Source organism: Clostridium sp. YIM B02500 (assembly GCF_022324665.1).
Classification (GTDB): Bacteria; Bacillota; Clostridia; order Clostridiales; family Clostridiaceae; genus Clostridium; species Clostridium beijerinckii.
Map to the genome: position 1 here is coordinate 22,431 of NZ_JAKGTE010000018.1, position 12,910 is coordinate 35,340.

Consider the following 12,910-nt stretch of genomic DNA (forward strand, 5'->3'; position numbering starts at 1 on the left):
TTTTTTAGATTATTATGTTAGGAGTGATTTCAATGAAAAGAGGAAAAACACTAGATGATCAAACACCAAGCGTCTATGATACTGAAAAAATTATTGATATCCATTCATCTGAGGACGATCCATCCCTTGATTCAGAAAAAGTAAGATACGCTAACAGTCATACTTCACGTTCAAAATATACTCATGGTTCAAGCGACGTAAGCCCTGTTAATACAAAAAATCCAGACTCTACAAAAAGAATTCCCACATCAGTTAGATATTCTGATTCTGACATACATAAAGATGATGATGAATTTGACTATCAAGGTGAAATATAAATTATCTATATAAATCAAAACCAACGACAGCATATTTATGTATTGTCGTTGGTTCCATCTTTATTTTTCAAATAATATATGTCTTTTATTCACCATATTTCTTATGGTACTTAACTTGAACTTCTATATTAGGATGCTTTTTGCAAAACTGGCTAATTACAAAGCAGCAACTTGGACAAGGCTCCCATTTGCTATATAAAGTTAAGTTTCCCTCATCTTTCAATACTTTTGCTTCTATCTGTTTATGTATTTCTTCAATTATCTTTTTTTCACTATCATTGATTCTGTCATATCCAATTCCAAACTCACCCAATTTGTTAACTTTATTACTTTTAAAAAATGATTCATCTTTCGTTGGTGCATGACAATAATCCTTTATATTATTACTTCCGCTTATCGCCTTGAATTCTTTATTATCATATATTGCTACTGCAATATTTATAGAATCCTGTAATGTTTTACTTTGATTTATTTTAAATATTGATCTTTCTTCTTCATCGGCTTTCATATACTTATTAATATTCTTTATTAATCGCTGCATTCTCGGTATATTATTACTTAGATGTTGATGATATTCAACAGTGCCTTTTTGTGGTCTTATATAGTGATAATCTATTTGCTTTGGAATTTCTATAGATATTGTTTTAACTTTAGTATTAATATTATAACTTTCTTTTACTCTTTCTTCTTTAATAAGAAGCATTTTCTTCAAAAGCTCAATATCCTTTGAATATAAATAATCATTATCTAATTCTTTTTCCAAAATTTCTAATTTCTCTTTTTCTTTTTCACTTACTATTCTGGATACTCTTTTTTTAACTTCTTTTATGTCAATCAGCATATCTTTAACATCATCTCTAGATACTGCATCTCGCTCATATTCAATCCTATTTATATTTAATATTTTTATTGAATTTATTTTTTTCCATAATCTATCATGTTCATATTCAAATAGTATTATTTTTTTCATGTAATTAATTAAATCACTAACATCATCTGCTCTGTAAGTGGCCTGCTCCTCACCAATACATTTATATAATTCCTCTATGAGACTATTCTCTACTTTAAAAGCCTTGGCAACTTCTATTTTAAATTTCTCTTCATCAAAGTGATTTATTTTATAGCCTTCTTTTTTCAATGCATCTTTAAAATCATTTAAATTATTAATCTTTATTCGTTCTTTTTTTCTTTTATTTGAAATTATGTTTATTTTAGTCATACTTCCCTCTTATGTTTTATGCTTATCTAAATATATTACTGATTTTAACTCTTTAACAATTTAATCATTATATCATAAATTTTAAAATGATTATAATCAAATACCGATACGATTTAAAAATAATCATAAGATTATAAACATAAAAATATCATGTAAAATTTATATGGTATAATAATACTTATCGTGAATTATAATGCAATTAATCATACTTTTGTTATAAACAATTTAGCTTTAATTATAGAAAAAAGTAGCTTAATAATGTACTAAAATAAATAACATAGTAGAAACATATAAAATAAAATATATTAAATCTAATAAATATTTTCAGGAATATAAAGTTCATTAATCTAAAAACATTAATATGGGGTGGCAGTATGTTAAAAAATATATCAATAAAATTAAAGGAGGTAAATTTTGTAGCTCTAACGGGCATCATTATTATTTCAATTATACTATTAACAAATTTTGTAAAGGTTCTAAAATATAGTTATTTTGAACTTATTGATGATGATAAATATATGAACTTATCAAACAATGTAGAATACTTCATCCCTAAAGATAATCAATATGCAGAAATAAACCAAGTAGCAGATAATAGTTATATTAAATTTGAAAAAAACAATTCTAAAAATATCTACTTTCCTGAAGATGTTCAAAAAGTCTGGCTTAAACTAAGATTACAAGGTATACAAGCTAGCACTGATAATATAATGTACATTGATTGTGAATTCATTGAAAATATTCAATTTTATATTCCAACTACTGATGGCAAGTATGTAACTGAAAAGCCTAATGAATACTTTATTTTTCCATATATTAATCTACCTGAAAATATTGATTTTAATAGAGATATCTATATAAATTCAACTTGGGATTCAAATGTATTTAATTTACTTCTAGCAAAAGACAGTAACTTTTATATTATTCAAAACTTGTTAGCATGTTTTTATATCGGTAATTTGGGTGTACTCCTAGGAATGCTTATTATGAATATGATTCTATTCTTTTCATCAAAAGATAAGAAGTATTTATTTCATTCACTTTTTACAGGATCACTGCTTTCACTACTATATTGCTTATCTGGAATGCAAAAGTTAATTCTAGGATTTAATAGTAATAACAGGCTTATAGCATTAGGTGCAATGGCCGCTTCAACCTGGGTTTTATTTATATATTCATACTTAGATATAAAAAAACACATGCCCATATTAAGTAATTTTTTTAAACTTTCAATACTTTTTCTCGTACTTTCTCTCTATATATCTAAAATTATTCCTGACGGATTTACTTATGATATTTTATATTTGCAGATGATCCTAGTAGGATTATATATTCTTATTTCAATATATTCTTATTTTAAATTTGGTATGGGATCTATATATTACTTGGTTGGCATATTTATACTATTTACTGGCTTTATCATATATATTTTAGGTTCTTACGGTTTACTAGAATGGAATATTTTTGCTTTTAGTACATGCTATCCTGCTGCCTCCATTGAAACATTATTATTTACCATCGGAATTATAAAACAAATAAAACATGAAAAAGAAGTTAATACTAAGCTTCAATTAGAAGTTATAACAGATAAACTTACAAATATATATAATAGACGCTATTTTGAAGAAACAGTTGTAAATAAAATTCTTCAACTCGAAAAAGAAAAGAGTCTTGTATCAATGTTGGTTCTTGATATTGATCACTTTAAAAAAGTTAATGATACCTATGGACATAGTACTGGAGACCTAGTTTTATCTGAAACAGCTATGATTATTAAACAGTGCCTTAGAAAAGAAGACATTCTTGTTAGATGGGGTGGAGAAGAATTTGTTGCAGTACTCCCCTTCACAGATTCAAAAGAAAGTACTATAATTGCTGAAACAATAAGATTATCCATAGAAAATCATAAATTCAAATTTGTAAATAAAATAACTGTTAGCATAGGCATAGCCGAAAAAGATGTAGTTGAGGATTTTCATAGCTGGTTTAGGCGTGCTGACAATGCCTTATATAATGCAAAAGAGAATGGTAGAAATACTGTTTGCATTTGTTATACAAATGAAATAAGAAATAATTCCTAGCATCAAAATTACTACGAAACTATAATCATATTTAGAGTTTAAACATTCATCACGTCTAAACTCTTTTATTTTGTTTTATTTTTAGCTTCATATTCTGGCCATACCCTTTTTCCCCATTCATTTATAATTGCTAATGCGGGAAGTAAATCATTACAGTCATCAGTCAAAGAATATTCTACATGCGGTGGAATCTTATTATATTCTGTTCTTTTTATAAGTCCATGTTCTTCTAATGCTTGCAGAGATCGAGTCAGCATAATATTAGTTATACCAGGTATGCTTCTCTTAAGTTCATTATACCTAATGCTCTTTGAACCTGATATCTCCCATATAATAGGTAGCCTCCACTTACCTCCTATAATTTCAAGTGCGTGAAGAACAGGACATGCTTTAGAATACTTGTTTTGTACTTTTTCTGTTTCACCTTTCATAAGTAATCCCCCTTAAAACTAAGGCACAAAAATGTGCGTACTTGTTATTATGTTTCCTATTAAATTATAATATTAACATACCAGACAAATGGTAATATGTAAATAAGTCAAAATGGGAGTGTGGATATTTTGAAAAAGTTATTCTCAGAATTTAGTATTAAAAATATAGAAATAAAAAACCGCATATGTGTACCTCCAATGGTTGTAGGTTTAGCCAAAGATGGATATGTAACATCAGAAAATTTAGACCGTTATAAGGAATTAGCTAAAGGCGGTCCAGGACTTATAATACAAGAAGCTACATGTATTAATAAAGATGGAAGATTATCAGAAAAGCAAATTGGAATTTGGGAAGATAACCAAATTGAAGGATTAAAAAACATAGTTAATGCAGTTCATGAAGAAGGATGTAAAATATTTATTCAAATTCATCATGCTGGAGTTACAGGAATCTCTAAATCTCCTCTATGTCCAAGTCCATATGAATATAAAGGTTTTGCCGGAACAGTTATTGGACGTGAAATGACTAAAGAAGATATAGAATCAATACAAAAAGACTATATTGAAGCTGTAAGAAGAGCTTATGAAGCTGGATATGATGGTGTTGAGCTACACGGATGTCATGGTTACTTAATAAGTCAATTTTTAAATAAGAATGTTAATAAAAGAACTGATGAATATGGCACTAACCCAGAAAGATTTGTACTAGAAATACTAGAAGGAATTAGAAAAGTAACTCCTGAAGAATTTGTTATTGGAATTCGTCTAGGAGGATTTGAACCATCAATAGAAGATGGAGTAAGTTATGCTAAAATATTAGATAAGAGTGGAATAGATTTTCTTGATATTTCTTATGGATTCTTTAATGAACAAGAAATTAATATAAGCAAAAATTATAAGTATTCCAATGCTGTTTATGCTGCTGAGAAGATCAAGCAAGAAGTATCAATTCCAGTATTTGCAGTTAATGGAATTAATTCAGCCGAAATTGCAGAAGAAATATTAAATGAAACAAATGTAGATATCGTTGATATTGGTAAAGGGATTCTTATAAATCCTAATTGGGCAAACCATGCTATGGATGGAAAAGATACTGGAAAATGTTTAAATTGTGCAAAGTGCATGTGGTTTGGTCAATCTGAAGTGTGTCCTGGAAAAGTTATATTCGATAAGAATAATAAATAAAATGTTTTCTAAACTGTAAATTTAATTACAGTAAAAAAGATACAATGCTTATGTATTATATGCATTGTATCTTTTTCGCTACTTTTTGTTTTTAATTATTTTAATGCTGAAATTACTTCTTCGCTTGTTCTAATTCTTCCAATCCTAGGAAGTGAAAGTTCTCTATTTACGATTCCATTTTGCAAATCTATAAGAACTAATGCAGTTTTTTCTATATTAATAAATTTATTTTCCACTGACTTGAAGTTTTCCATTTCTTATCCCCTTTTCATACTTCTCCATTCTATGATTATTATTTATATTAAGTTTATTATACACTTTAAAATATACTAGCACTGCATTAATTAATAACAATGCACTCGTTACAAAAAATACGCATTTTATTCCTAAATATCCTGCGATTTGTCCTCCTAGAACTGATCCTGCAAATACACCTAGATATCCTGCTGCCATACTAAAACCAAATACTCTACCTGTAAGAGCGGATGGTGTAATTTTCTTAACCAATATATTAACAGAAGGGTTAAGACCACCAACTGTGAGTCCTAGTAAAAACCTAAGCCCCATAAGCTCCCAAGTGTTCGTTACAAAAGCTTGAGGTATGAATATTATTCCAGCTATTATGAGACATATTAGCATAACTTTATGTGCTCCTACTTTATCAGAGATCCTTCCAAGCCTTGGAGCTGCAATTATATTAGCAAACCCTGATGCAGAAAAAGTTATTCCCGCTATTAATGCAATATGACTCGCTTCCTTAGATAGTTGGGTAACATAAACTGTTACTATTGGCTCTACCGAATACATTGCTACAGATAATATAAAAAAAGTTATAAACAAAGTAATGGTTAATCCTTTTTCCGGAACTGTATTCCAAACTTCTTTGAAACTTAAAACTTTATTATCTTCACGACTAAAAGATTCCTTTACAAATAATACTGTAGTAATAAATGCAATGAGCATAAGCCCGCCTGTTATAAAAAATACATTTTGCAGACCAAAAGTCTCTCCTACAAATCCTCCAATTGTAGGTCCAAGTAAGGAACCTGCAATATTCGCTGTTGAAATAGTTCCTAGAGCATATCCTGCATGTTCTTTATCTGTTTGAGTTGCAATTAAGGTAGTACAGGCTGTGCTATATCCTGTGATAGCTCCTTGTAATAACCTAAGTGCTATTAATACATATACATTAGGTGCAAATCCCATGCAGCTTATAACTATAGCCATACCAAGACTTGCCCTAAGCAACATTGGTTTTCGCCCAAATTTGTCAGCAGCATGTCCCCAAATGGGTGAAAAAATAGCTGAGATAATAAACGTACTACCAAAAGCAATTCCAGAAAGCCTCTCTATCGAAGCCGCATCTTGAATTCCTAAATGCTGTATATATAGTGGTAATACTGGTGCTATCTGACTCATGCCTATTCCTGTCACGAACATTCCGAACCAACAAACTTTTAAATTTCTTTTCCACATTTCCATAATAAATTTATTCCTTCTTACTAATTAGTTTTGTTATCCCAATACAATAACTTGTATATTGTCTTCTAAATATAAGAATAAACTATAAAATATAATTTGTAAACTACATCTTATAGTTTAATAATCATTTCCAATTTGATAAAAATAACCTATCATGTTAAACTATCTTTATTAATCAGAATTATAAGAGGTGATAAAATGGTTCAGAAACGAAATTTAACTAAGGAAAAAATTATTGAAGCTTCTTTTTTACTAGCTGATGAAATTGGACTTAATCAAATTACTTTCCAAAAGATTGCAGAAAAACTGGATATAAAATATCCGTCTTTATATAATCATTTTGCCAACATTGAAGAGCTTAAAATAAAAATGACCATATACTTTTTAAATAACTTAAATTCAACTTTAATGGAACGACTAATCGGGAAAAGTGGAGAGACTGCAATCAGAGAATTTGCTTATGTATATCGAGATTTTGCATTTGAAAACAAGAGTGGCTATAAGCTTTACGTGAATATCCCAAGTACTGAAAGTGATGAAGTTAAGCGCTTAGCTAGTGAAAGTAATGCAATAATACGTAAAATTTTAGACTTTTATAGCAGTGATAAAATATTTATAATTCATAAAAGCAGGGCTTTAAGAAGTCTATTACATGGATTCGTTTCCCTAAGCTCTCACGGATATTTTCAAAATCCAGTCAACTTAGAAGACAGCTTTAAATTAATGATAGATGACTTTATTTTATCAATATCAGAAAAATAACTAAAAAATTTTTAAATCTTAATTCAAAATGTTAACTACATATCTATATTACAAATGATAAATTCTATGTTCAGTTGTTATTTTGCAAAATAAAGCAGTATATCATAATGTAATTTTTGCTGTTCTGCTAATTTTTATATTATGACATGCTATATTTTGCTCGTTTATAAGGTATACTGTAAAAAAAGTCAGAACAATAGCACATATTTTCAATATATTATAGTGTACTAATTTTTCAGGTGATAATATGCAGGAGAATTATAATGCTACCATACATTTTCTAACTGGTAACGATCAATTAGATTTAGAATTGCTTAATATAGAACTGCAAACATCATATGTTGATTTACTGGCGACTGTACTTGGTATCATTTCAGCAGTAAAAGCTAAGCAGATAATAATTCAAAGAATGATGCAGCAACAGCAATCCCCAAGTCAACAAGAACAACAAAACCAGCAGAATCAGCAACAAGACCAACAGCAAAATCAGCAAAATGGTCAGAATCAGCAGAAGTCTGATGTACAACATCCAACTCCAAGTGAAATAGCCGCATTTGCAAGCTGTCTTGGTGTATATGTGATTCTTTCTTATACTAGAGTTTCATTTATAAGGCTTAACGAACTATATAATAACATTCAGTCAGGTAAAAGTAACTTTTCTATTACACCTAACATAAATATAACTACTGGTTTTGTATACTCTTGTATTGGCACTTTATTAAGAACGGTTGGAGCTATTCAAAGAGTAGAAGAAGAAGCCCAAATAACTATTCTATAATTAAAGTCATAAAATAATATAAGAATTATTTTATGACTTTAATTATTTTTCTAACCAATATTCAAAAATATATTGCCAGAATTTCAAATAAACCTAGCAATATAATACCTATTATTCTAATTTAGCTATTTACTCTATACATTAAACTTTCCAACTATTTGTTCTAATTTATCTGCAATATTCTTAAGCTCTGTTACAGAATGTGATATCTTTTCCATAGAATTAGATTGCTCTGAAACAGTTGCTGAAACTTCTTCAATTGAAGCTGCTGACTGCTCTGCTACAGCTGAAATTTCTTGAATGCTGCTTATTGCTGAATCTTTATTTTCATCTATAGACTTTATATTAGAAGTTAACTCTTCTATATTTTCTATAGTATCATCAAATGTACTATTTATAAGTTGGAACGTATTAATAGCTTCTTTAGTAGTTTTGCTTACTTCTGTCATTATGTTTTTTTCTTCATCCATACTTTTCTTAGCTGCATTTATTTCTCTTATAATTTCATTTACAATGCTTTCTATCTCCTTAGTGGAATTTGAAGTCTGTTCTGAAAGTTTTCGTATCTCATCTGCTACAACCGCAAATCCCTTACCTGCTTCCCCTGCTTTTGCTGCCTCAATTGCTGCATTTAATGCAAGAAGATTAGTTTGTTCTGAAATCGCTTGAATTGTATTTATTATTTTGCCTGCAGATCCTGATTTATTAGATAATAAGTCTATATTTCTAATTACTTTTTCCAAAGCTTCATTATTGGCATTGATATTATTCATAAGATCACTTGAAGTACTAATCCCTTCTTCACTAATATGCTGAGATTTTTTTGAGAACTTTGTTACTAAATCCGCATTATTTGATGAGACATCTATTTTCTCTCCAAGATGCAATAATTTTTCAGAAGTAAGTTCTGTATTCCTTGCTTGGTCTAATGCGCCAACTGAAAGCTGATCCACCGTTGCAGAAATACCTTGAATTCCCTGAAGCGTTTCATTAGTTGAAACTGCAATTCCTTCTGAATGATCAAGTAGCTCTTTTGATTTTTCTTTAAGAACTTCAATAGTTTCCCTTAACTCTTTTCTTAGCGATGTTACAGCTCTAGCAATAATTCCAATTTCATCTTTACTTTGAAGTAATTTCTCGAATTCATCTTCTTTCTTCATTTCTAAATCTAGGCTAGTAGTTTTATTTATTAAATTAGTTACCAATGAAATCGGTCTTGATATTTTACTTGCAAAATATAAAGCAACCATAGAAAAAATAACCATTAAAAATACAAACATGGCAATAAAACTGATAATTAAACCGGTTAGCGGTTTTAAAAATTCAGCATTTGGAACTGCAATACCCATTGTCCATTTTGAAGAAGTAATAGGAGCTGTTGCAAAATATTTATTTATTCCATCATAATCTTTTAGCTTTACAATATTAGATTCAGAACTATCCTTTCCAACCATGCTACTTAAACTTCCACTTAATACATCTCTAATATTCTTTAGCTTATCTGCACTCGGCTGAAAATCTTTATTGGGATGAATCACAAATTCATCTTTTTCATCTAATAAAAATCCATAACTGTTATTTATAGGTTGTGCCTTCTGAACCTCGTTAGAGATACTTTCCATATTTATGTCAGTACCTAAAACGCCTATGACTGCTCCATCTTTTTTAACTGATTTTGCAACTGTAACAACTAACTTCTTAGTTTCAGAATCTATGTATGGATCAGAATAAATTACTGAGTCACTTTTTAAAGCATCTTTATACCAATCTCTCTCTGTACAATTAAAGTCATTATCCGGTATCCATCCATCTTCATCAACAAAACTTTTATCTTGAAAACCAAAATATATATCCATAATATCGGTATTTGACTCTGCTTTAACTTTCATATATTTCAAAAGGTTTGTACTATCATAATTATTGTTAAATTCGATGTTTTCAGCTGTTTCATTAACAAAGTTTCCTTGATTAGCCATCCATTTGTCTATAGTTTCTGCATATTTTTCAGATAGTACCCCTAGTTTATCCTTTGATTCAACCACAGTGGTTCTATAAAACAGATAATAACTTATCGTCGAAGAACATAATAAACTAAAAAAACAAACTGCTACGACCAATAGAATAACTTTTGTCTTAATGTTTTTCATTTTAATTCACTTCCTGTTTGATTTTAAAATTTGTATAACAATGTTAAACATAAATATTCCTTATAACCAATACATTATATGTATTGATTTCTTTATCTTTAGTAACATGGAAAATACCATTAACTTAAGTTACGCTTCTTATATAGTTAATATATTTCATATAATTCGCCTTCTTTCTACAAAACTGTTTTAATTCTAATATATATTCTAGAGTATACTCAAAGTCAATGTATAACTTTTACATATTTGGATTTTACAATAATGTCTCTTTTATAAAATAATCCTCTATTTATTGTTTTATAAAATCACAAAACCAAGAGTAAAAATCTCCATGTTCACAGAGATCTATACTCTTGGTTCTTATTAGGTTTATAATTAGAACTATTAATTTTACTTAGGTTTAATAGTTGTTTGAATAATAAATAATTTCCTATTATTTAGCTAACTATTTTGATTAATTAAATAAAATAGGTAATTCTATAACAACTTTAGCCCCTCCAAGCTTTTCTGATTTTCCAAACGAAATATTCCCGTTGTGTTTTTCCATAAATTTTTTTGCAATATATAAACCCATACCATAATGATTTTTAGAATTTCTACTCTTGTCGCCTTGGAAAAACTGCTCTGTAGCTAACTGTAATTCCTCTTCTGTAAATCCTCTTCCTGAATCTTCAATGGTGAATCTTATATTATCATTATCTGAATCAACCCCAAATGCTATTTTCCCATTTTCAGAGCAATATTCAACCGCGTTCGAAATAACATTGCTTAAAGCTCGCTTTAAAGCCAGTTCATCTCCTATAATAAATTCTGGAATATGTTTAATTTCACTTCTAAACTCTACTTTTTTATTTATACCTATGGAAATTCCTTGTTCAATTATATCCTGTATAAATTCTTCTAACTTTATTTTCTTTTTTTCTAATGTTGATTCTTTCTCGGTTTTCATAATTTCTATTAATGATTTAATATAATCTTCTATATTCTTAATCTCGTTTAATATACTATCGTTAAATTCAGCCTGATCTTCTTTTAAATCTAGCTCACTTAAAAGCTCCGAGTTTCCCTTAATAATTGTTAATGGTGTCTTTATATCATGAGCCAATGCTGCCATTTGCTCTTTGCGTGCTTCTTCCATCTTCCATTGTTTACTTAGAGAATCATTCAACTCTGTCTTCATTTTATCAAGCGCAGAAATGACTTCATTGATTTCTAATATATTCGAATATTTCACCTCAAATTCTAAGTTCTCCATTTGTATATTTTCTGTAGTCTCTTTTAAAATCTGTAGTTCTTTAGATATTCTTCTTCTAAAGCACTTAGATAGAATTATAATTTCAATACTAAACAAAACAAAATATATAAAAACAAAACTAATCTCAGCATTTTGAACATACTTTTTCAAAGCAGGGTTAACAAAACTTGCCCCTATGGTGTATTCAACTACACAGATTCCATTCTCCCTTGAAATAACTTTGTAATAATATTTTCCTTCACTCCTCTTATCACTTTGCACAAGATTCCAAATATCTATAGCTTTAGTTTCTGATACATTGCTATAAAATACATTTCCAATAGAATCATACACTATATAATTACACTCATCCGGTATAAAGTCTTTTACTTTAACACCCTCTGCTTTTGCTATTTCTTCTCTTTGTTTTTCAATTTTCTGCTCATAGTAGTTTGCTGGTAAAATAAACCCACTATTCAAACCAATTTGAAATAGAATAAAATCAAATATAGCTAAAAGAATTGTAACTATACAAAAGAACATTATATATATTGCGAAAATCTTAGAAATGCTTTTTTGCTTCTTCACTCTTTCCATTTATATCCTATCCCCCAAACAGTTTCTATAGGGTTTATTCCTACCTTCTTAAACTTATTTCTTATATTTTTAATATGCTCCACAATCGCTGTAGTATCGCTATTTCCATCAAAACCAAATACACTTTCATATATTCTCTCCTTGGAAAATACCTGCCCATGATTTAGAGCAAGATACTCGCATATATTATACTCACTTTTTGTAAAAGGTACTAATTCTTCATTATAATAAGCCTCTTTTGCAGTTATATTAAATTTTATATCAGAAATAGAAAAAGCATTTTGTTTTTCCCTATGTTCACGTCTTAAATGTGCAGCTACCCTTGCCCGAAGCTCACCTATACCAAAAGGCTTTGATATATAATCATCTCCACCAATACTTAATCCCATTACAATATCTTGTTCCATAGTTTTTGCTGTCAAAAATATGATTGGACAATCAACCAGACTACGTATCTCTTTGCACAGAGAAAATCCATCTATTTCTGGCATCATTACGTCAAGTAAAATTAAATCGTATTTTACATACTGATCCTTTGATATATCCGTAGGATTAGAAACTATAGTTACATTATGTCCTTCTCTTTCTAATGCACCTTTTATAACCTTTAATATACCTTGCTCATCATCTATCGCTAGAATATCTGCCATTTCCATCCCTCCTACATCTATTATATC

11 protein-coding genes and 1 pseudogene are annotated in these 12,910 nt (G+C 29.0%); 5 read left to right on the plus strand and 7 right to left on the minus strand.

The window, feature by feature from the left end:
* The first annotated feature begins 32 nt into the window (after nt 1-32).
* Nucleotides 33-317, plus strand: coding sequence for a hypothetical protein (locus tag L1S46_RS15355; RefSeq protein WP_238900362.1), 285 nt, complete (start codon nt 33-35; stop codon nt 315-317).
* 85 nt (nt 318-402) lie between these two features.
* On the opposite strand, the gene L1S46_RS15360 is transcribed toward L1S46_RS15355, so the two are convergent.
* Complete coding sequence (locus tag L1S46_RS15360) at nt 403-1,536, minus strand: deaminase domain-containing protein (RefSeq protein WP_238900363.1); 1,134 nt, start codon at nt 1,534-1,536, stop codon at nt 403-405.
* Nucleotides 1,537-1,910: 374 nt separating this feature from the next.
* Between L1S46_RS15360 and L1S46_RS15365 the strand changes: the two genes are divergently transcribed.
* Entirely contained in the window at nt 1,911-3,617 is a 1,707-nt protein-coding gene (locus tag L1S46_RS15365; protein WP_238900364.1) for a GGDEF domain-containing protein, read from the plus strand.
* Between the two features lie 65 nt (nt 3,618-3,682).
* Here the strand turns inward: L1S46_RS15365 and L1S46_RS15370 are convergent, their stop codons facing one another.
* Nucleotides 3,683-4,048, minus strand: coding sequence for a helix-turn-helix domain-containing protein (locus L1S46_RS15370; protein WP_012059493.1), 366 nt, complete (start codon nt 4,046-4,048; stop codon nt 3,683-3,685).
* 120 nt (nt 4,049-4,168) lie between these two features.
* On the opposite strand from L1S46_RS15370, the gene L1S46_RS15375 reads away from it, so the two are divergent.
* Nucleotides 4,169-5,233, plus strand: a complete 1,065-nt coding sequence (locus L1S46_RS15375) for an NADH:flavin oxidoreductase (protein ID WP_343217264.1) — start codon at nt 4,169-4,171, stop codon at nt 5,231-5,233.
* Between the two features lie 152 nt (nt 5,234-5,385).
* Here the strand turns inward: L1S46_RS15375 and L1S46_RS15380 are convergent.
* Together L1S46_RS15380 and L1S46_RS15385 are read right to left on the minus strand one after the other, a co-directional pair.
* A pseudogene (locus tag L1S46_RS15380) lies at nt 5,386-5,487 on the minus strand (hydrolase); the annotation flags it as partial.
* Nucleotides 5,459-6,715 carry a multidrug efflux MFS transporter gene (locus L1S46_RS15385; protein ID WP_012059495.1) on the minus strand — a complete coding sequence of 419 codons (1,257 nt, stop codon included), beginning with the start codon at nt 6,713-6,715 and terminating at the stop codon, nt 5,459-5,461. The gene L1S46_RS15385 and the pseudogene L1S46_RS15380, both read right to left, overlap by 29 nt.
* Before the next feature lie 198 nt (nt 6,716-6,913).
* On the opposite strand from L1S46_RS15385, the gene L1S46_RS15390 reads away from it, so the two are divergent.
* The gene (locus tag L1S46_RS15390; RefSeq protein ID WP_012059496.1) at nt 6,914-7,477 is read left to right on the plus strand and encodes a TetR/AcrR family transcriptional regulator; all 564 of its coding nucleotides are present in this window, start codon (nt 6,914-6,916) and stop codon (nt 7,475-7,477) included.
* A 247-nt stretch (nt 7,478-7,724) separates the two neighbouring features.
* Nucleotides 7,725-8,255: a hypothetical protein gene (locus tag L1S46_RS15395; RefSeq protein ID WP_077853878.1), complete on the plus strand. Its 531-nt coding sequence runs from the start codon at nt 7,725-7,727 to the stop codon at nt 8,253-8,255.
* Nucleotides 8,256-8,389: 134 nt separating this feature from the next.
* Here L1S46_RS15395 and L1S46_RS15400 read toward each other — a convergent pair whose 3' ends face one another.
* The 3 genes from L1S46_RS15400 to L1S46_RS15410 form a co-directional block, all read right to left on the minus strand.
* Nucleotides 8,390-10,402 carry a methyl-accepting chemotaxis protein gene (locus L1S46_RS15400; RefSeq protein WP_238900365.1) on the minus strand — a complete coding sequence of 671 codons (2,013 nt, stop codon included), beginning with the start codon at nt 10,400-10,402 and terminating at the stop codon, nt 8,390-8,392.
* Between the two features lie 454 nt (nt 10,403-10,856).
* Nucleotides 10,857-12,233, minus strand: coding sequence for a HAMP domain-containing sensor histidine kinase (locus L1S46_RS15405; protein WP_238900366.1), 1,377 nt, complete (start codon nt 12,231-12,233; stop codon nt 10,857-10,859).
* Nucleotides 12,221-12,883: a response regulator transcription factor gene (locus L1S46_RS15410; protein WP_238900367.1), complete on the minus strand. Its 663-nt coding sequence runs from the start codon at nt 12,881-12,883 to the stop codon at nt 12,221-12,223. Before L1S46_RS15410 ends, L1S46_RS15405 begins: the two co-directional genes overlap by 13 nt.
* Nucleotides 12,884-12,910 lie beyond the last annotated feature (27 nt).

Excerpts from the sequence above, each read along its gene's own strand:
- L1S46_RS15355 (WP_238900362.1), top strand. The coding sequence starts at position 33 with ATGAAAAGAGGAAAAACACTAGATGATCAAACACCAAGCGTCTATGAT.
- L1S46_RS15360 (WP_238900363.1), bottom strand. The coding sequence starts at position 1,536 with ATGACTAAAATAAACATAATTTCAAATAAAAGAAAAAAAGAACGAATA.
- L1S46_RS15365 (WP_238900364.1), top strand. The coding sequence starts at position 1,911 with ATGTTAAAAAATATATCAATAAAATTAAAGGAGGTAAATTTTGTAGCT.
- L1S46_RS15370 (WP_012059493.1), bottom strand. The coding sequence starts at position 4,048 with ATGAAAGGTGAAACAGAAAAAGTACAAAACAAGTATTCTAAAGCATGT.
- L1S46_RS15385 (WP_012059495.1), bottom strand. The coding sequence starts at position 6,715 with ATGGAAATGTGGAAAAGAAATTTAAAAGTTTGTTGGTTCGGAATGTTC.
- L1S46_RS15390 (WP_012059496.1), top strand. The coding sequence starts at position 6,914 with ATGGTTCAGAAACGAAATTTAACTAAGGAAAAAATTATTGAAGCTTCT.
- L1S46_RS15395 (WP_077853878.1), top strand. The coding sequence starts at position 7,725 with ATGCAGGAGAATTATAATGCTACCATACATTTTCTAACTGGTAACGAT.
- L1S46_RS15400 (WP_238900365.1), bottom strand. The coding sequence starts at position 10,402 with ATGAAAAACATTAAGACAAAAGTTATTCTATTGGTCGTAGCAGTTTGT.
- L1S46_RS15405 (WP_238900366.1), bottom strand. The coding sequence starts at position 12,233 with ATGGAAAGAGTGAAGAAGCAAAAAAGCATTTCTAAGATTTTCGCAATA.
- L1S46_RS15410 (WP_238900367.1), bottom strand. The coding sequence starts at position 12,883 with ATGGCAGATATTCTAGCGATAGATGATGAGCAAGGTATATTAAAGGTT.